General features: G+C 62.5%; 17 protein-coding genes. 6 read left to right on the top strand and 11 right to left on the bottom strand.

Features of this window, described 5'->3' with window-relative positions; all coding sequences use genetic code 11:
- Positions 1–38: 38 nt before the first annotated feature.
- The gene (locus tag NMG70_RS27870; RefSeq protein WP_254027482.1) at positions 39–1,250 is read left to right on the top strand and encodes an MFS transporter; all 1,212 of its coding nucleotides are present in this window, start codon (positions 39–41) and stop codon (positions 1,248–1,250) included.
- A gap of 56 nt (positions 1,251–1,306) precedes the next feature.
- On the opposite strand, the gene NMG70_RS27865 is transcribed toward NMG70_RS27870, so the two are convergent.
- Positions 1,307–1,879, bottom strand: coding sequence for a TetR/AcrR family transcriptional regulator (locus NMG70_RS27865; RefSeq protein ID WP_254027481.1), 573 nt, complete (start codon positions 1,877–1,879; stop codon positions 1,307–1,309).
- A gap of 104 nt (positions 1,880–1,983) precedes the next feature.
- Here NMG70_RS27865 and NMG70_RS27860 point away from each other — a divergent pair, with 104 nt between their 5' ends.
- On the top strand, positions 1,984–2,913 hold the full coding sequence (locus NMG70_RS27860) for an SDR family oxidoreductase (protein WP_254027480.1): 930 nt from the start codon (positions 1,984–1,986) through the stop codon (positions 2,911–2,913).
- A gap of 8 nt (positions 2,914–2,921) precedes the next feature.
- Here the strand turns inward: NMG70_RS27860 and NMG70_RS27855 are convergent, their stop codons facing one another.
- On the bottom strand, positions 2,922–3,269 hold the full coding sequence (locus tag NMG70_RS27855; protein WP_254027479.1) for a GFA family protein: 348 nt from the start codon (positions 3,267–3,269) through the stop codon (positions 2,922–2,924).
- Between the two features lie 125 nt (positions 3,270–3,394).
- Here NMG70_RS27855 and NMG70_RS27850 point away from each other — a divergent pair, with 125 nt between their 5' ends.
- The gene (locus NMG70_RS27850; RefSeq protein WP_254027478.1) at positions 3,395–4,690 is read left to right on the top strand and encodes an amidase; all 1,296 of its coding nucleotides are present in this window, start codon (positions 3,395–3,397) and stop codon (positions 4,688–4,690) included.
- A 13-nt stretch (positions 4,691–4,703) separates the two neighbouring features.
- Here the strand turns inward: NMG70_RS27850 and NMG70_RS27845 are convergent, their stop codons facing one another.
- The 5 genes from NMG70_RS27845 to NMG70_RS27825 all read right to left on the bottom strand — a co-directional run bounded on the left by NMG70_RS27845 (position 4,704) and on the right by NMG70_RS27825 (position 8,958).
- Positions 4,704–5,090, bottom strand: coding sequence for a hypothetical protein (locus NMG70_RS27845; protein ID WP_254027477.1), 387 nt, complete (start codon positions 5,088–5,090; stop codon positions 4,704–4,706).
- A 43-nt stretch (positions 5,091–5,133) separates the two neighbouring features.
- Positions 5,134–6,114 (bottom strand): hydroxyacid dehydrogenase, encoded by a 981-nt coding sequence (locus NMG70_RS27840; RefSeq protein ID WP_254027476.1) that lies wholly within the window; start codon positions 6,112–6,114, stop codon positions 5,134–5,136.
- A gap of 1 nt (position 6,115) precedes the next feature.
- Positions 6,116–6,832, bottom strand: a complete 717-nt coding sequence (locus NMG70_RS27835) for a FadR/GntR family transcriptional regulator (protein WP_023797345.1) — start codon at positions 6,830–6,832, stop codon at positions 6,116–6,118.
- A gap of 2 nt (positions 6,833–6,834) precedes the next feature.
- Positions 6,835–8,004: a mandelate racemase/muconate lactonizing enzyme family protein gene (locus tag NMG70_RS27830; protein ID WP_254027475.1), complete on the bottom strand. Its 1,170-nt coding sequence runs from the start codon at positions 8,002–8,004 to the stop codon at positions 6,835–6,837.
- Positions 8,005–8,070: 66 nt separating this feature from the next.
- Positions 8,071–8,958 (bottom strand): sugar phosphate isomerase/epimerase family protein, encoded by an 888-nt coding sequence (locus tag NMG70_RS27825; RefSeq protein WP_254027474.1) that lies wholly within the window; start codon positions 8,956–8,958, stop codon positions 8,071–8,073.
- Positions 8,959–9,345: 387 nt separating this feature from the next.
- Between NMG70_RS27825 and NMG70_RS27820 the strand changes: the two genes are divergently transcribed.
- The 3 genes from NMG70_RS27820 (at position 9,346) to NMG70_RS27810 (ending at position 12,769) form a co-directional block, all read left to right on the top strand.
- Positions 9,346–10,401 carry a sugar phosphate isomerase/epimerase family protein gene (locus tag NMG70_RS27820; protein ID WP_254027473.1) on the top strand — a complete coding sequence of 352 codons (1,056 nt, stop codon included), beginning with the start codon at positions 9,346–9,348 and terminating at the stop codon, positions 10,399–10,401.
- A 151-nt stretch (positions 10,402–10,552) separates the two neighbouring features.
- On the top strand, positions 10,553–11,740 hold the full coding sequence (locus tag NMG70_RS27815) for a Gfo/Idh/MocA family protein (protein WP_254027472.1): 1,188 nt from the start codon (positions 10,553–10,555) through the stop codon (positions 11,738–11,740).
- Between the two features lie 174 nt (positions 11,741–11,914).
- Positions 11,915–12,769, top strand: a complete 855-nt coding sequence (locus NMG70_RS27810; protein WP_254027471.1) for a sugar phosphate isomerase/epimerase family protein — start codon at positions 11,915–11,917, stop codon at positions 12,767–12,769.
- A gap of 15 nt (positions 12,770–12,784) precedes the next feature.
- Here the strand turns inward: NMG70_RS27810 and phnE (NMG70_RS27805) are convergent, their stop codons facing one another.
- The 4 genes from phnE (NMG70_RS27805) to phnC all read right to left on the bottom strand — a co-directional run bounded on the left by phnE (NMG70_RS27805) (position 12,785) and on the right by phnC (position 17,316).
- Positions 12,785–14,335 (bottom strand): phosphonate ABC transporter, permease protein PhnE, encoded by a 1,551-nt coding sequence (gene phnE, locus NMG70_RS27805; RefSeq protein ID WP_254027470.1) that lies wholly within the window; start codon positions 14,333–14,335, stop codon positions 12,785–12,787.
- A 4-nt stretch (positions 14,336–14,339) separates the two neighbouring features.
- Complete coding sequence (gene phnE / locus NMG70_RS27800; RefSeq protein WP_254027469.1) at positions 14,340–15,314, bottom strand: phosphonate ABC transporter, permease protein PhnE; 975 nt, start codon at positions 15,312–15,314, stop codon at positions 14,340–14,342.
- Between the two features lie 73 nt (positions 15,315–15,387).
- Positions 15,388–16,296 (bottom strand): phosphonate ABC transporter substrate-binding protein, encoded by a 909-nt coding sequence (gene phnD / locus NMG70_RS27795; RefSeq protein WP_254027468.1) that lies wholly within the window; start codon positions 16,294–16,296, stop codon positions 15,388–15,390.
- Positions 16,297–16,458: 162 nt separating this feature from the next.
- The gene (gene phnC / locus NMG70_RS27790; protein ID WP_254027467.1) at positions 16,459–17,316 is read right to left on the bottom strand and encodes a phosphonate ABC transporter ATP-binding protein; all 858 of its coding nucleotides are present in this window, start codon (positions 17,314–17,316) and stop codon (positions 16,459–16,461) included.
- Positions 17,317–17,479: the final 163 nt, after the last annotated feature.

Here is a 17,479-nt window from a genome sequence, read left to right as displayed (position 1 = left end):
GCCAAATGTTGCACTGCAACCAGATCGGAGATCCCATCATGACCGAACCCGCGACAGGCGTCATGGACGCCGTTCTCGATCCTGCGGAAACCGGGGAACGAGCCGAGCCGGCGTGGGGAGCGGTCGTATCGCTCGCGCTCGGCGTGTTTGGGCTGGTGACCGCAGAATTCCTGCCTGCCAGCCTGCTGACGCCGCTGGCGCAGGACCTCGGCATATCGGAAGGCACTGCCGGCCAGGCGGTGACGGCAACGGCCGTCGTCGGCGCGATAGCCGCCCCGACCATGGCCATCGTCACCAGACGGCTGGACCGCAGGCTGGTGATGTGGGCGCTGACGGTGCTGCTGATCCTGTCGAACCTGCTGGCAGCGTTTGCCTCCTCGCTTCCCGTTCTTCTGATCGCCCGCATCATGCTCGGGATCAGCCTCGGCGGCTTCTGGTCGATGTCGGCGGCAATGGCGATGCGGCTCGTTCCGATGCGGCTGATGCCGCGCGCCATGTCGATCATCCTCACCGGCGTTTCGGTGGCGACCGTCTGCGCGGCCCCGGTCGGCGCCTATGTCGGCGACGTCTGGGGATGGCGAACGGCCTTCATGATCGCGGCTGTTGTCAGCGCCCTGGCGCTGCTGATGCAGGTCGCCACCCTTCCGAAGCTGCCGCCGGCAGGCGTGGCGAGCTTTCGGACGCTGTCTGAAGTGCTGAAGCGGCCGATGATCAGGGTTGCGCTTCTGGTGGTCCTGCTGGTCGCCTCGGGACACTTTGCCGGCTTCACCTATGTTCGCCCGTTTCTCGAGAAGGTGCCCGCGCTGGACATCGAGACGATCTCGCTTGTGCTGCTCGCCTACGGCATCGGTGGCTTCTTCGGCAATTTTGCCGGCGGGTTCATGGCCGAACGCAGCCTCAAGACCGCCGTCGGCCTGGCGCCTCTGCTGATTGCTGTGGCAGCCGCCTTGCTGCTTGCTCTCGGAGCCTCGCCCGTGGTGGCGGCGATAGCGGTTGCTGCCTGGGGCTTTGCCTTCGGCGCGGTGCCGGTCGGGCTGCAAACCTGGCTGGTGCGAGCCGCTCCCGACCAGGCAGAAAGCGCCGGCGGGCTGATGGTAGCCACATTCCAGGTGGCCATCGCACTGGGCGCCGTTTTCGGCGGCCTGCTGGTCGACAATGCCGGCGTTGCCAGCGCTTTCGCCTATTGTGGGATCGCGACGTTGCTGGCGGCTTTGGCGGCGTTCTTGCTTGGCCCGAGGAGCGCAACCTAAGCCATCCGTAGGTGCGTCCCATGTAGGACGCCTCCAAGAAATGGCCCGAAAATCGGCTATGGTTTTCGGGCCGTGGCGATTGCGGCGACGAACCGGCCCAGACTGTCTTCGACGTAGGTTGCAACTTCGACTTTCGGGTCGAAACTCCACCAAAGCAGCGAACCTTGCCAGTGCGATGCCATCAGCAGGCCGATGTCCAACGGCGTGTTGACGACCGAAGCAAAGCAAGAGTCGAGGATGTTGCACAGGGAGACCTTCCACGACGCCCCACGCGCGCGAAGCACCGGATCGCGCAGATCTTCGCGCAGGACGAGCAGGCCCTCGGCATAGGATTCGATGCCGCCATAGTCACGCGACAGCGCCACCAGCAACTCGATCGCGCCAGCAGGGGTCCTCGGTGTCGCGTCTGCGAGCTTTGTCGTCTTCTCGTCTAGCCTATCCCATGCCTGCAGCAGGGTTCTTTGCCTGAGCGTGGCCTTGTTCTTGAAACGCTGCACCAGGGTCGAGCCGGAAAGCCCGCAAGTTTTGGACAGCCGCTCGAATGTGAGTGCCTCCGGGCCATGCCTGTGGATCAGCCGGTGCGCCGCTTCCAGCACGTGCTCGTCGGATTGCGTTTTTCGCCGAGGCATCTTGACATCCATTTATAACCGAATGATCATTTATATATCATGATATAGACGAAGGCCAGCGTTGGTTGGTCAGAGCGTTGGATGATGAGAATCTGGGGAGTTCGATGACGCTTGCGGGAAAAGTCGCGTTGGTCGCCGGCGCAACGCGCGGTGCGGGGAGAGGCATTGCGGTCGAACTTGGTGCCGCGGGCGCGACGGTTTACGTCACCGGGCGGACGACACGCGCGCATCAGTCCGAATACGCCCGGCCGGAAACCATCGAGGAAACGGCGGAGCTTGTTTCAGCGCAAGGCGGCCATGGCATCGCTGTGCAAGTCGACCATCTGGTTGCCGAAGACGTGCGCAAGCTGGTCGCCCGGATACGTGCCGAGCAGGGCCGCCTCGATGTGCTGGTCAACGACATTTGGGGCGGCGAGAAACTGTTCGAATGGAACAAGCCGGTCTGGGAGCATGATCTCACGAATGGTTTGCGCATGTTGCGGCTGGGCATCGACACGCATCTGATCACAGCGCATTACGCGCTGCCGCTTCTGATCGAGCGCCGGGGCGGCCTGCTGGTCGAAGTCACCGACGGCACCGCGGAGTATAATGCCGAGCAATATCGGCTCTCGCCGTTCTATGACCTCGCCAAAGTGTCGGTGACCCGCATGGCGTGGGCCCATGCCAAGGACCTCGCCCGGCACGGTGCCACCTCGATTTCGCTGACACCCGGCTGGCTGCGTTCGGAAATGATGTTGGAAGCTTTCGGGGTGACCGAGGACAACTGGCGTGATGCGACAGCAAAAGTGCCGCATTTCGTCATTTCCGAGACCCCGCGCTTTATCGGGCGCGCAGTGGCGGCGGTTGCGGCGGACCCGGACCGTTCGCGCTGGAACGGACAGTCGCTGTCGAGTGGCGGGCTGGCGCAGGTCTACGGCTTTACCGATCTCGACGGCTCGCGGCCTGACGCGTGGCGCTACGTTCCGGAAGTTGAGAACGCCGGCAAGCCAGCCGATGCGACGTTAGACAGCTCGAACGCTGGGAGCCGGCAGTAGTTTCGATTTCAGGCCGCGCGGCCGTCGAAGTCCAAAACCGGCACAGCGTCCAGGTCGAGATCGTCTATGCAATGGATGTTGACGTAGGCGCTTCGTTCGCTCCCTTCGCTGACGTCCTCGGCGAAGGGATGGATGCCGCAGGTCCGGCAGAACCGGTGGGCGATGACATGATTGCCGAAGGTGTATTTGCCAAGATCGTCGCCCCAGGCAAGCACCCGAAATGCCTCGTGCGGCACGGCCCATAGCAGCGCGCCCTTGCGTGAGCAGATCGAGCAATTGCATCGCACGGCTCCGGTCAGATCGCCTTCGACCTCGAAAGCGATCTTGCCGCAGTGGCAGCTGCCTTTGTAGAGCATCGGGTCTCCTCGTTCCTTCGGTTCGACAGGGGTGCAAAACCTCTTATGCCGGGTTATGTCTCTGCAGGCCACGCATCAGCTGTCGCCTGTAAGACGTTGCAGGCGTCCGGAGTCCGACACTGAAAATGCAATCAGCCCGCGACCGCCTCGAAGCCGTCCTTTCGCGTCTCACCGTCCGCGCCGACAATGAAAGCGTATTCGTAAAACTCTATTCGGAAGCCGCACGAGCAGCAGCCGACGCCGCCGATGCCAGGCGCAGGGCCGGCGTGACACTCGGGCCGCTCGACGGAACAATTCTGTCGATCAAGGACCTGTTCGACGTCGCCGGCGAGCCGACCACGGCCGGTTCGTTGTTGCTCAGCACCGCGGCGCCGGCGCTGTGGGATGCTGTTATCGTGCGGCGGCTGCGGCAGGCGGGCGCCGTGATCTTCGGCAAGACCAACATGACCGAATTCGCCTTCACCGCGATTGGCGTCAACCCGCATTACGGCACGCCCGGCAATGCGACCGACGCCAGCCGGATTGCCGGCGGCTCATCCTCCGGTGCCGGTGTTTCCGTTGCCGAAGGCACCAGCGAGATCTCGATCGGTTCCGACACCGGCGGTTCGGTGCGTATTCCGGCGGCGCTGAACGGTGTGGTCGGCTTCAAGCCGACGGCGCGCCGGATACCGCGCGATGGTGTCTTCCCGCTTTCGGCCACGCTCGACTCCATCGGCCCGCTTGCCCGCACCGTCGCCGAATGTGCGGCAGCCGACACGGTAATGGCGGGCGAGGAGTTCGCGGCCCTTGTTTCGCTTCCGCTTGCCGGGCTGGGCGTCGGCGTTCCGCGCGGCGTGCTCTTCGAGAATACGGAAGAAGAAGTCGCGGCGGCGTTCGAGCGATGTGCTCGCAAGCTGGAACTCGCCGGTGCACGCCTCGCCGATCTGTCCATCGATGACCTCCTTGCCGATTTGCGCGCGGCAACCAGGCGGGCCTCGATCGCGGCAATGGAGGGTGCCGAGGTCCATGCAGATTGGCTTGCAGAAGGTGCGGCGACGTCGGTCGATCCGCGGGTGAGCGAGCCGTTGTCGCGCGCCGCTGCCGTTCCGGCCACGGCCTACATAAGGGCAATCCGCCGCCGCACGGCGCTTGTCGCCGCCATGGACGAGCGGCTGGCGTCTGTCGATGTGCTGGCCCTGCCGACCACGCCGGTCACCGCGCAGACCATCGTGTCGATGACCAGCGACGAAGCTCTGTGTGAGCGCACGGAAGGCCTTCTGCTGCGCAACACGCAGGTCGCCAACCAGTTCGACCTCTGCGCGATCTCGCTGCCGATGCCGGGAATGGCGCGCCCGGCCGGGCTGATGCTGGTGGCGCGCAACGGCGACGACCACCGTCTGCTGCGCATCGCGGCGGAAGTCGAGGCACTGCTTGGCCGTTGAAGATGTGAAAAAATTATTGCGACGAACAGTGGCCGCGTTCGCTGTCCCTGGACGCGCGTTCGATACCGGTCGCGACCAGCCATGGCAAAGTGTATTGCTTGCCGTTGAGGGTCTGGGTCCGGTTCTCGATGGAGCCAACAACGACGACCTTGCCGGCGTAGAGCTTGTCCGAAAGTTCGAGCGCCTTGTCCTGCTGCGGCAGTTCCTCGATGTCGATCGACACGCCCTGGATGATCTTGCCCGTGGCAAGGTCAAGCGTGCTGTTCGACTGACAGGGCACCATCACGCACCGCAGGCCGTTGTCGCAATAGACATAACTGCTCTCGGCCGCAGCGACCGAGGGCAGGACGCAGATCGAAACGATCGCAACAAGCAGCGGCGTGCGGCGAAAAACGAGCATGGCGTGCAGCGTCGTGCAGAAATTGGGCGATACGGCGACGGCGTTACGCGTCGGCCGGGAACCGCCGCCGGTAACGCTCGACCACTTCGGGATTGCGCAGGTTGACCGGCAGTTTGTTGGCCAGCACCAGCAAGGTTTCATCAGCGGAACCGACGCCCATGCGCATCATCGACTGCTCGGTGATGCCGGCCATATGCGGCGTGACAATGACATTGTCGAAGCCGAAATAGGGATGATCTGAAGGCAGCGGCTGCGTCGCAAAGACATCGAGCGCGGCACCGCCGATACGGTCCTTCTGCAGCGCTTCGATCAGCGCGTCGTCGTCGATCACCGGCCCGCGCGAAATATTGATCAGCAGCGCGTGCGGCTTCATTCGACCGATGCGCTCGCGGTTGATCAGGCCGCGCGTCTCCGCTGTCAGCGGGCAGCACAGAACGATGATGTCGCTCTGCTCGACCAGCGCATCGATCGACAGCAACCCGACCCTGTCCGGCGCCGGCCTCATGCTGCGCATCGTCGCCACTACGTTCAGGTCGAAACCATGCGCCGCGATGTGGCCGACTGCCTGTCCGATGGCGCCGAAGCCGACAATGCCGATGGTCTTGCCGGCGAGCTCGCTGGCGAGAATGGTGTGATCGCGGCCGGCCAGCCAGCCCTTCGCCCGCAAGTCGCGGTCCACCATGCGGAAACGCCGCAGCAGCGCCAACGCCGCGAACATCACGTATTCGGCGACCGAGCGGGCATTGACCGCCGGCACGTTTGCCACCAGGACGCCGGCCGCCGTGGCGGCTTCCATGGGAACCATGTCGAGCCCGGCGCCGTGGCGGATCGCGGCCCGGAGCTTCGTCGCCCCGTCGAAAAGCGCTGATGGCAGCGGCGCGCGAACGATGATGATATCGGCGTCCCTCGCCTCAGTCGCCAGCGTGTCGGCATCGAGGGCGGAGGCGACGACGAGTTCGCCGGCCCCGGTCAGCATGGCGGAGGCGCGCGGATGCAGCGTGTGTGTCGTCAGGATTTTTGGCATGTCAGACCGGTTCGAGCGCTGGGCTGTTAGGTTCTGCCCCGCCGCCCTCGATCAGGCCTTTCCAGTAGCTTTCCGCGCCTTGCAGATGGGCGCTCATCAGCGCCTGGGCGAGGTTGCCGTCGCGGCGCAGCAGCGCCTCGTAGATCTGGATGTGCTCGGCATGCGAGCGCATGCTGCGTTCGGGGTCGTTGAAGTAGATCGGCAGGCGTTGCTCGCCCATCAAGTAATAGAGGCTGCATATGTTGTGAAAAACGCTGTTCTTGGTTGCCCGCACGATCTCAAGGTGAAATTCGCGGTCCTCCTTGGCGAGGCCCTCGCCCGCCGCAATGCGGTCTTCCGAAGCCTTCAGGATTTCGCGCAGCCGTTCGAAATTTTCCTCGGTGGCGCGCGAACAGGCAAGCTCGGCGGCCTTGATCTCGTGGATCTTGCGCAACTCGACGGTCTCGTAGATCTGGATCGGATCAAGCGGCAGGCCGGCCCGCGCAAAAAGCGCCATGGCCTCGACGCTGGCCTGCTTGGTGTCGATGTAGATGCCGGACTTGGCCCGGCGCTCGACGATGCGCATGGCTTCGAGAATGGCCAGCGCCTCGCGGATCTGGCCGCGGCTGACGGCGAAATGCTCGGCCAGTTCACGCTCCGACGGCGTTCGGCCGGTCGCCTTGTCGGAGTGCGAGAACAGATAGGCGGCGAGTTCCGCGAGAAGGTTCTTTTCTTTCATGATCAGCCGCGTAGCGCGTGCGCCTCCAGGAACCGTTCCGAAAGGGTGAATCCCAGTCCAGGCTTGTCGGGGATCGCTATCATGCCGTCCTTTGCTTCGACAGTCTCCTCGATCAGATCGTGGATCATCGGATTGGCGCCGAGCGAATATTCGACGGTAAAGCTGGCCGGCGAAGCAGCGCAGACATGCAGCCCGGCAAAGAAGCAAGGTGCGCCGGCCCAAAGATGCGGCGCAAAGCGCAGATTGAAGGCGCTGGCGATGGTGCCGATCTTCATCGCCTCGCTGATGCCGCCACAGAAGGCCGGGTCAGGCTGGAAGATATCGGCAGCCTTGAGCGTGGCGAGGTCGCGGAAGGCGTAGCGCGTCGCTTCGCTCTCGCCGGTGGCGATCGGGATGGAACCGGCCGCCCGCACTTCGGCCATTCCAGGCTTGTCGTCGGCGATGACCGGCTCCTCGAACCAGGCCAGATCGAGATCGCCGGCAAGCTGGGTGAAACGTTTGGCTTCCGCCACCGTATAGGTGCCGTGCGCATCGACCATCAGGTCGACTTCGGGGCCGAGCGCCTGTCTTGCGGCGCGGACGCGGGCGGCGGAATGGTGCGGAGCGCCGTCCATCGCGCCGATTCGCATCTTCAGCGCCTTGAAGCCGCCCTTGGCGATATAGGATTTCAACTGCTCGCCGATCGCCTCGGTGGAGGCCCAGCCGCCGGAGGCATAGGCCGGCATGCGGTCAAGCTTGCGGCCGCCGAGCAGCCGCCAGACCGGAACCCCCAGCGACTTGCCCAGAATATCCCACAAGGCGATATCGACGGCGCTGATCGCGGCGACGCTGATGCCGCGCCGTGCCAATTGCGGCATGGCGTGGCCGTTTTGCGCGGCGCTGTCGTGGCGCACGCCATTGTAGAGCATCTCCCAGATCACCCCGATGTCGGCCGGATCGCAGCCGATCAGCTGCGGCCCGACCTCGTGGTTCAGCATGTGGACGAGGGCGCCATAGCTGCCGGTGCTGCCGGCGGCATTCTTGCCCTCGCCCCAGCCGACCAGCCCGTCATTGGTCTCGATACGCAGGATTGCGGCGTCGAACGTCGTCACCTGACCGAAGTCGCTGCGGTGCTGCCGCGCGGCTTCGATCGGTATGCGGACCCACCAGGCTTGGACCGTCTTGATGCGCATGTTCATCCTCTGCCTTGCCGCCGGTGGGGCCGCCGTCGGGCGGAAAGGCTCGTTTCCAGAGATCGATTACTTGATCAGCGGCAGCAGCGTTTCGGCGGTGATACGCATCTGGTCGGTGTAGAATTTTTCCGTGAGCACGCTGGAACCGTGGTCCTGGATGAATTTGAGCTGCTCCGGCGAGATGTCGACCGGGTTGCGTTCGACCATGTCGGGATAGGGAGCAGCCGGCGTGCGGTCGACAGGAGCGACGAACTCGTTGGTCAGCGCGCCGTCGTAACCGACTTCCTTCAGGGTGCCGACGATCTTCGGCCAGTCGATCTGTCCGAGACCGGCGGCGAAGCGGTTGTTGTCAGCGACGTGGAAATCGAACAGGCGGTTTCCGACCTGCCGAATGGCATCGTAGACGTTAAACTCCTCCATATGGAGGTGATAGGCGTCGAGGCAGACACCGCATTCGGGGCTGACCGCATCGGCCAGCGCCAGTGCCTGGGCGCCGCGGTTGAAAAGATAGGTCTCGAAGCGGTTGAGCGGCTCGACCGCGATCTTGACGCCCACTTTCTTGGCATGGGTAAAGCATTCCCTGGTGGCGTCGACCACCCAATTCCATTCTTCCTCCTCGGTGCCGTCCGGCACCACCTTGCCGACGGTGGCGGGAACAAGCGTGATGATTTCGCCATCGAGTTCGCTGACCATCGTCAGCACGTCCTTGACATACTGCACCGAGCGCTCGCGCTGGCCCTGGTCCCTGGCGGCGAGATTGCGCTCGCCCAGCATCAGCGTCACCGCCCCCCAACAGCGAATGCCGTGCTCCTTCAGGAGCGCACGTGTCTCGTTGATCTTGTATTGCGCGGGCTCGCCGGAAATCTCGATCGACTCATAGCCGAATTTCTTGATGCGCTTGAGCGTCGTTTCCAGCGGTTCCGCCCGCATCCAGTTGTGCGTCGAAAGATGCATGGTCTGTCCTTCCCAGAATTCGCCTGTAACAATTCGCCTGCGACGCACCCCAGATTGCGTTGCATGGTTCCTCCCCAAGGCGCTCCAGCGTAACTGGTTCGACCAATTGGGCGTGAAAAGAGGTCTACAGCAATTTCATCTGGACGGCAAGAAATCCTGCAAGGCAGCCCCTGACATCTATTATTTCATTGATTAAACTAACATATTTCCCCGCTGTCCGGCAATTTTTGCGGCGCTGATTGAGAGCGGCGCCGCTTGACCAGACGGTTGTATTTGGTAATACCAGAATGGCGGTGCGCACTAGCGCCTGTCGAGAAAAGACCAAACAGGCTGGCCCTGTTTTCAATCGGCGCTATGCTTGGTCGTGGATAATTAGGAAGGATGCCGATGCCGTCGACAATGAAAGGTCCTGGGCTGTTTCTGGCACAGTTCGCAGGCGATGCCGCACCGTTCAATTCGCTGCCGTCGATCACCAGATGGGCGGCCGGGCTGGGCTACAAGGGCGTGCAGATCCCGACCTGGGACAGCCGGCTGTTCGACCTTGAAAAAGCGGCATCTTCCGAGGCCTATTGCGACGAGGTGAAGGGCATCTGCTCCGATGCCGGCGTCGAAATCACCGAGCTGTCGACGCATTTGCAAGGGCAGCTGGTGGCGGTGCATCCGGCTTATGACGCGCAGTTCGACGGCTTCGCACCGCCTGCGGTGCACAACAATCCGAAGGCCAGGCAGCAATGGGCGGTCGAACAGATGAAGTTCGGCGCCAAGGCGTCGAAGAACCTAGGGCTCAAAGCGTCGGTGTCGTTTTGTGGAGCGTTGGCTTTTCCTTACCTTTATCCGTGGCCGCAACGGCCGGCCGGATTGATCGAGGAAGCGTTTTCCGAACTGGGCAAGCGCTGGAAGCCGATCCTAGACGTCTATGAGGACAATGGCGTCGATCTTGGCTACGAGATCCATCCGGGCGAGGACGTCTTCGACGGTGCGACATTCGAGATGTTCCTTGACGCGGTCGGCGGCCACAAGCGCTGCAATATCAATTACGACCCGTCGCATTTCCTGCTGCAGCAGCTCGACTATCTCGAATTCATCGACATCTATCACGAGCGGATCAAGGCCTTCCATGCCAAGGATGCCGAGTTCAATCCGACCGGCCGGCAAGGCGTCTATTCCGGTTATCAGAGCTGGACGAACCGGGCCGGGCGTTTCCGCTCGCTCGGCGATGGCCAGGTGGACTTCGGCGGCATCTTCTCCAAGCTCGCCCAATATGACTACGATTCGTGGGCGGTTCTGGAATGGGAGTGCTGCCTGAAGCACCCCGAGGATGGCGCGGCCGAAGGCGCACCCTTCATCCAGCATCACATCATCAGGGTGACGGAAAAGGCATTCGACGATTTCGCCGGCGGCGCGACCGATAAAAAGGTGCTGCGCGCCATGATGGGAATCTAGCACTCTTTTCCCTCCCCCTCGAGGGGAGGGTGGCCCGAAGGGCCGGGTGGGGTCGGTTCATGCCGAGCTCCACGTTCGGCGACCCCACCCCGACGCTACGCGTCGACCCTCCCCGCAAGGGGGAGGGTAAGGAACATTGAGGGAGAAGATCATGGTCGGCGCATCGAAGTCGGAAACGGGAGGCGGCCCGATCCGCTACGGCATGGTAGGCGGCGGGCAAGGCGCCTTCATCGGCGCGGTGCACCGGATTGCGGCGCGCATGGACAATGAGTTCGTGCTGGTCGCCGGTGCGCTGTCATCCGACCCGGCGCGTGCCAAGGCATCGGCCGAGGAGCTCGGACTCGATCCGGCGCGCAGCTACGGCTCGTTCGCCGAGATGGCCAAGGCCGAGGCGAAGCGGCCGGACGGCATCGAGGCGGTGGCCATCGTCACGCCCAACAATGTGCACGTGCCGGCGGCGAAGGCGTTTCTCGAAGCCGGCATCCACGTCATTTGCGACAAGCCGCTGGCGACGACGTTGGCGGAAGCGAAGAAGCTGGCGGCACTGGTCGAAAAGTCCGGCAAGGTCTTTGTCCTCACCCACAACTACACCGCCTATCCGATGGTGCGGCAGGCGCGCGAGATGGTGGCCAAGGGGCAACTCGGCGACATTCGCATCGTGCAGTCGGAATATCCGCAGGACTGGCTGACCGAGGACCTTGCCGCCACCGGCCAAAAGCAGGCGGCCTGGCGCTCGGACCCCAAACAGGCCGGCGCCGGCGGGGCGCTGGGCGACATCGGCACGCATGCCTACAATCTGGCGCGCTTCGTCTGCGGGCTCGAGCTCGATACGCTTTCCGCCGATCTCGACGCCTTCGTGCCAGGGCGGCAGCTCGACGACAATGTCAACGTCATGCTGCGCTTCAAGCCGGCCGGCAAGTCGCACCCTGCCAAGGGCATGTTGTGGGCAAGCCAGGTGGCGCCCGGCCACGAGAACGGGCTGAAGCTGCGGATATACGGCTCGAAGGGTGGGCTTGAATGGGTGCAGGCCGACCCGAACTATCTCTGGTACACGCCGTTCGGCCAGCCGAAGCAGTTGATCACCCGAAATGGCGCCGGCGCGCTGCCCGTCGCCGGGCGTGTCAGCCGCGTTCCGTCAGGCCATCCGGAAGGCTATCTCGAAGGCTTCGCCAACATCTACCAGGAGGCGGCCCGCGCCATCCGTGCGGCGCGCCGCAAAGGCGGCAAGCCGGCTAAGGACGTTATTTTCCCGACCATCCACGACGGTGTCGAAGGCATGGCCTTCATTGAAGCCTGCGTGAAGTCGTCGAACAAGAACGGGGCCTGGACGAAGCTCTGATCGGGGTGCTGACTTAGGTGATGCCGGCCTGCAAACGGCAGTTTCCTGCGCTTCCGGTGCTCACGTACCAAAAGTACGCTCCGCTCCGGTTCTCGGAAGCTGCCATTTCCGGCTCGGCCTTACCTGAATCTCAACACCCCTTGTGCGATTGGTAACGATAGGGAGGGGACGTCGATGAAAATCGGCATGTGCATGTTTTTGTGGACGACGGCGGTGTCGAAGAAACACGAGCCACTGCTCAGGGATATCAAGGCGACCGGCTTCGATGGCGTCGAGATACCGATCTTTGCCGGCACGCCGGACGATTACAAAAGGCTCGGTGCCCTGCTCGACCGCATCGGGCTGGAACGCACCGCCGTTTCGGCGATGGGCGATCCGGCGATGAATTTGATCTCGGCCGATGCCTCAACGCGCAAGGCCGGCATCGACTATATGAAATGGGCGATCGACTGCACACAAGCGCTTGGCGCCAGAACGCTGAGCGGCCCGCTGCATTCGACGCTCGGCGCCTTCTCCGGCAGCGGGCCGACGGCGGCGGAGAAAAAGCGCTCCGTCGCCTCGCAACGCGCCATTGGCGATCATGCCGGCAAGAAAAACGTCACCATCGGGCTGGAGGCGCTCAACCGCTTCGAATGCTATCTGCTCAACACGATGGACGATCTGTCGGAGCATCTCGACGCAATCGACCGGCCACACGTCAAGGCGATGTACGACACCTTCCATGCCAATATCGAGGAAGCCGACGCGATCGGCGCCTATACGCGCAACCGCAAAAATGTCGTCCATATCCATATTTCGGAGAATGATCGCGGCGTGCCGGGGCGCGGCCACATTCCGTGGCAAGAGACGTTTTCTGCGATCCGCAAGAGCGGCTATGACGACTGGCTGACCATCGAGGCCTTCGGCCGCTCTCTGAGAGATTTGGCGGCGGCAACCAAGGTGTGGCGCGATTTTTCGGAAAGCCCGGAAGCCGTCTACCGCGACGGCTACAAGCATATCAAGAGCGGCTGGAAGAGGGCTGGTGCCTAGGACGCAGCCTTCCTCTCAGGCGATCTGAGCTGCGGCCGAACGGGCGGAAACGCGCCGCTCATCGTTGCCGTTTGCGACTGTTCCCATCAGGTTTCGGCGCAGATAGCTGGAGATGTTGTCGAAGATGAAAACGACAAGCAGGATCAACAGAACCATATAGAAAACATTGGCCCAGTTGGTGTTGGTGCGCATGGCCTCCCACAATTTTAGACCGATGCCGCCGGCACCGACAGCACCTATGATCGTCGCTGACCGCGTGTTCGATTCCCAGAAATAGAGGGATTGGCTAAGGAATACCGGCAGAACCTGGGGCAGCACGCCGTAGCGTTGCACCATTGCCGGCGTGGCGCCGACCGAGCGGATGCCCTCGCGCTGCTTGTCATCGATGTTTTCCAGCGCCTCGGAGTAGAGTTTGCCCAGGGTTCCGGTGTCGGTGAAGAAGATTGCCGACATGCCGGCCAGCGGTCCCGGACCGAAGCCGCGCGTGAAGAACAGCGCCCAGATCAGCATGTCGACCGAGCGCAGGAAATCGAAAAAGCGCTTTGTCACCTGGTTGGCTATGCGGCTCGGCGTGACGTTGCGCGCAGCCAGGAAGGCGAGCGGAAAGGCGACGATCGAGGCCAGCACCGTGCCGACGAAAGCCATGACAATGGTCTGTAAGAGTTTCAGCCAGACGTCGCCGTGCTGCCACTCGGCGTTATTCAAAATGTTGTCCCAGGCGAGCGCCGCGTTTGACCGCGACGGGTCGATGCGAGGCCCGGAGACGATCAGTGAAGCGACCTCGCCGAACGGCTTTCCCCAGAATGGCGAGTTCGTGTCGAACACGAAATTGGCCCAGCCGAAGAAACGTCGCCAGGCGACCACTTCGTCGTTCTGCACCTCGGCGCGGCCGAGAAATCCGAACGAGACATAGGCTGTCGAGCCTGGCCTGCGTTGCTCGATCCAGTCAGGCAGCGGTGTGCGCGGTGTCACAGAACTGCCCTTGGCGATGTCAAAGACGACGCTTTCGGCGCCGCGCGTCACGGTGACCAGGTTTGGCGTGACGGCGATCTGGCCATTGCCAAGGGTGACGGTAGCCGCCACGACGGCGTCTTCGCGCACCGTTTCAGGCACAGCCGGAGCGGATTGGCCCAACGGGACGGCCGGGTTCTCGGCAGTTGGCGCACCAGGCGCCATGAACGAATCCTGCGACGACTTGTTGGTCGCGACGCCCGGTGCCGGCGCTGCCTCGACCTGCCGCTCGATGACGGCCATCTGCTTGGCCACCCAGTCGGGATCTGGATTGGATCCCAGCTTGGAGAAGCGGGAGTAGTCGATCGTCAGATGATTGTCCTTGAATTCGATGTCGGGCCGGATTTCGTAAGACACCCAGTCGGCGAGATAAGCGCCGGCAAGGTTCCAGTTCGCCTTTTCGAGAACGCTGGCGACCGAGAAGAACCACGAGCAGTAGAAGGTGTAGAGAATGCAAAGAAGGATGCCGATCGGAGTGGCGTAGCGCTTCCACAGCGAGCGCCGGAAAGCGTCCGGGTGGCGAGCGGCGATGTCGTTGATGGCATCGGGTTTCATTCTCTTACTCTCCGCGCCCGTATGCGAACGCCTGCCGGCCGACAAGACGGTGTCTCAGCCATGCTGAAAACTGGTCGACGGCGACAATCGTGCAGAACAGCAGAAAGACGATGGCGATGGTCTTGGCCTCATGGCCTCGGCCGATCGAAAGACGCAGCGATTCGCCGATGCCGCCGGCGCCGACGGCGCCAAGTATGGTCGAAGCGCGCACATTGATCTCGAAGCGAAGCAGGAAATAGCTCATGAAGTTGGGCAGGACCTGAGGCACGATGCCGAACCACACCCGTTCAACCCAGTTGGCGCCTACGGCGCGCAAGCCTTCTTCAGGCTTCATGTCGGCATTTTCGACGACTTCGAAGAACATTTTTCCGAGCGCGCCGACGGTATGGATGCTGACCGCAATGATCGCAGGAATCGGTCCTAACGAGAAAATCGCCAGAAAAAAGCCGGCAATGACAATTTCCGGAAAGGCGCGGACAATCTCAAGGAAGCGGCGCGTGAAGAAACGGAGCCAGCGGCTGGCCGTGATATTGCCTGCAGCGAAGAAGCAGAGCAGAAAACCGAATGTGGCGCCCACCAGCGTCGAAAACAGAGCGATGTTCAGCGTCTCGACCATCCGGTGGAAATACTCCGGAATGTAGATGCTTTGGGTGAGGTAGACCCGGCCCTCCGGGTAGTCGAATTTGAGGCTGCCGTCGTCATAGGGGGACGGCAGGTCGAACAGCGCCCGCACCGGGTCGAACCAGTCGCGCGGCTTCAACTCGGCGAAAAAGTCGGCGACGTAGGGAAGCCGGTCGAAGAATTTTCCGGCGTTGGTTTCGTTGGCGAACCAGAGCGAGCCAGACAGTGCAAAAAACAGGAAAACCAAGCCGCCGATCGTGTAAAGGCGCCGGCGGGCGGCGAGGTCGCGCCAGTGCCGCTCGACAGTGGCTCCCTCCGGTGAAAGCGCAGGCGCGCGGCAAACGTCGGTCGCACTCATCGATATTTTCCCGGCCTCTGATGCGGCAACGCCGCCGGCGGCACTTGGCCCCGGCGGCGTTGCAGCAGTTTACTTACGAGCCGATCTTCGCCTTACGGGCGTCGATGATCGGCTGATAAAATTCCGGGGTAACCGGCGAATAGCCCTTGTAGTCGCCGCCTTGTATCGCCGAGAAACAGGCCGGATCGGTTTCCGGCAGCTTGGTCAGGAAATCGGTGATCTTCTGCTTGTCGCCGGCGTCGATCGACGTACGCACGACCAGCGGACCGTTCGGGATCAGCGGCGACTGCCACAATTCGACGAGGTCGTCCATCTTGAGGACGCCCTTGTCGACCATCTTGCGCAGATTGCCCGAGCTGTAGCCGTCGTTGAAGTCGCCGACGCCGGAAGCCCAGGTGGTGCCGGCATCAAACGTGCCCTTGAGGACTTCAAGGACCAGCTGTTCGTGGCCGCCGCCGAAACCGGTCGACGCGAAGTAGCTCTTCACATCCATGCCGATGTCCTTGGGCAATGACGTGACCGGGATCAGGTAACCGGAAGTCGAATCAGGATCGGCGAAACCGAGTTTCTTGCCCTTCATTTCGGCGAGCGTCTTGATGCCGGAATCAGCCCGAGCGACCATGACCGCACGGTAGCCGGTCGAGCCGTCGGTCTGGATCGTCGTCAGGATTGGTTGAACCGCGTCCTTGTTTTCGAGATAGACCTTGGCGTAGGCTGAAGCGCCGAGCTCGGCAAAGTCGAGCGTGCCGCCGAGCAGGCCCTGGATGACGCCGTCGTAGTCGGCGGCCGGGAACAGCGAAACTTTCTCGACGCCGAGGACTTCCTTGATGTGATCGGCGAAGCACTGGTAGTTGCGCAGGCGGTCGGCTTCGTTCTCGCCGCCCAAAATGCCGACGCGGAATTCCTTCAGATCCTGTGCCTGAACCGCGCCAATCGCCATGGCGATGATGGAAACGGCACCGAAAAGTATTTTTCTAAACATTTCGCGTCTCTCCTGTTGGTTCCGGCGTCGCGCCGGAAGCGTTCGAATTTTGACGGCGCTTTTTTTACGCCCGGCCTTGATGCGGACTGGCGGTCCAGGCGCTCTTTCGTCGTCTGCTTTCGTATACTCGTATACCGGTATCCACTTGCTGGGATCTTGGAGCTAGTAGCCGGGAAATGCCGGCTCGAGCGGACCGGCGGATGCGGCGATCTTTTGCTTGATGGCAACGCTGGTCGAGGTGATCGCCTCGGAGATTTCTTCGCCATTGCTGTTGGCGCCATAGACCATGCGCACGGCCTCCCGATTGAGGTCTTCGGGCGGGCCGTCGAACACCACCTTGCCGGCGGCCATGCCGATGATGCGGTTGCAATAGGTGCGCGCGGTATTCAGCGTGTGCAGATTGGTGACCACAGTGAGGCCCTCGCGCAGATTGATGTCCTGCAGCGAATCCATCACCACCTTAGCGTTGAGTGGGTCGAGCGAGGCGATCGGCTCGTCGGCGAGAATGACTTTCGGCTGCTGCATCATGGCGCGGGCAATCGCAACACGCTGCTGCTGACCGCCGGACAAGGTGCCGGCCGGCTGCAGCGCGGCGCGGGCGATGTCGAGACGTTCGAGCGCCGCGATCGCCTCGGCCCGTTCCTCGCGGGAGAAGACACCGAGCAGATTGACAAGGGTCGAGCGGTGATTGAGCCGGCCGAGCAGCACATTGGTCAGCACGTCAAGGCGCGGCACCAGGTTGAATTGCTGAAAGATCATGGCGCAATCGCGCTGCCAGCGCCTGAGCAGCGAGCCGCGCAGGCTGGAGACTTCGGCGCCGTCAAAGAAAATCGACCCTTGGCTGGGATCGATGAGCCGGTTGATCATGCGCAAAAGCGTCGACTTGCCGGCACCCGAGCGGCCGATGATGCCGACCATCTGACCGTGCGGGATCAAGATGTCGACATTGCTGACGGCGGTGTTCTTGCCAAACCGGCGGGTGACGCCGCGGATCTCGAGCGTGGCTGAGGTTGCTGGCATAGAGCAGGTTCCAGTCCAGTCGCAGTTGAAGGTCTGTTAACCTTCGCTAGCGCAGCCGCATGAAACTGCGGTGTCGGATTGATGTCAGTTTTGTTACCGTCCACAGGCTGAAGGGGCGAGCCGGCGGCGGCAGTTCGATCAAGTGAATAGTGAATAGTGAATA

This window comes from Mesorhizobium ventifaucium, assembly GCF_935822925.1.
GTDB classification, from domain to species: Bacteria; Pseudomonadota; Alphaproteobacteria; order Rhizobiales; family Rhizobiaceae; genus Mesorhizobium; species Mesorhizobium ventifaucium.
This window is presented reverse-complemented; position numbering and strand designations above follow the sequence as displayed.

Coding starts and splice junctions, on each gene's coding strand:
- phnC (WP_254027467.1), bottom strand. CDS start 17,316: ATGCCAGCAACCTCAGCCACGCTCGAGATCCGCGGCGTCACCCGCCGG.
- phnD (WP_254027468.1), bottom strand. CDS start 16,296: ATGTTTAGAAAAATACTTTTCGGTGCCGTTTCCATCATCGCCATGGCG.
- NMG70_RS27850 (WP_254027478.1), top strand. CDS start 3,395: ATGCAATCAGCCCGCGACCGCCTCGAAGCCGTCCTTTCGCGTCTCACC.
- NMG70_RS27845 (WP_254027477.1), bottom strand. CDS start 5,090: ATGCTCGTTTTTCGCCGCACGCCGCTGCTTGTTGCGATCGTTTCGATC.
- NMG70_RS27870 (WP_254027482.1), top strand. CDS start 39: ATGACCGAACCCGCGACAGGCGTCATGGACGCCGTTCTCGATCCTGCG.
- NMG70_RS27825 (WP_254027474.1), bottom strand. CDS start 8,958: ATGCATCTTTCGACGCACAACTGGATGCGGGCGGAACCGCTGGAAACG.
- NMG70_RS27855 (WP_254027479.1), bottom strand. CDS start 3,269: ATGCTCTACAAAGGCAGCTGCCACTGCGGCAAGATCGCTTTCGAGGTC.
- NMG70_RS27865 (WP_254027481.1), bottom strand. CDS start 1,879: ATGCCTCGGCGAAAAACGCAATCCGACGAGCACGTGCTGGAAGCGGCG.
- NMG70_RS27810 (WP_254027471.1), top strand. CDS start 11,915: ATGAAAATCGGCATGTGCATGTTTTTGTGGACGACGGCGGTGTCGAAG.
- NMG70_RS27835 (WP_023797345.1), bottom strand. CDS start 6,832: ATGAAAGAAAAGAACCTTCTCGCGGAACTCGCCGCCTATCTGTTCTCG.
- NMG70_RS27820 (WP_254027473.1), top strand. CDS start 9,346: ATGCCGTCGACAATGAAAGGTCCTGGGCTGTTTCTGGCACAGTTCGCA.
- phnE (WP_254027470.1), bottom strand. CDS start 14,335: ATGAAACCCGATGCCATCAACGACATCGCCGCTCGCCACCCGGACGCT.
- NMG70_RS27860 (WP_254027480.1), top strand. CDS start 1,984: ATGACGCTTGCGGGAAAAGTCGCGTTGGTCGCCGGCGCAACGCGCGGT.
- NMG70_RS27815 (WP_254027472.1), top strand. CDS start 10,553: ATGGTCGGCGCATCGAAGTCGGAAACGGGAGGCGGCCCGATCCGCTAC.
- phnE (WP_254027469.1), bottom strand. CDS start 15,314: ATGAGTGCGACCGACGTTTGCCGCGCGCCTGCGCTTTCACCGGAGGGA.
- NMG70_RS27830 (WP_254027475.1), bottom strand. CDS start 8,004: ATGCGCATCAAGACGGTCCAAGCCTGGTGGGTCCGCATACCGATCGAA.
- NMG70_RS27840 (WP_254027476.1), bottom strand. CDS start 6,114: ATGCCAAAAATCCTGACGACACACACGCTGCATCCGCGCGCCTCCGCC.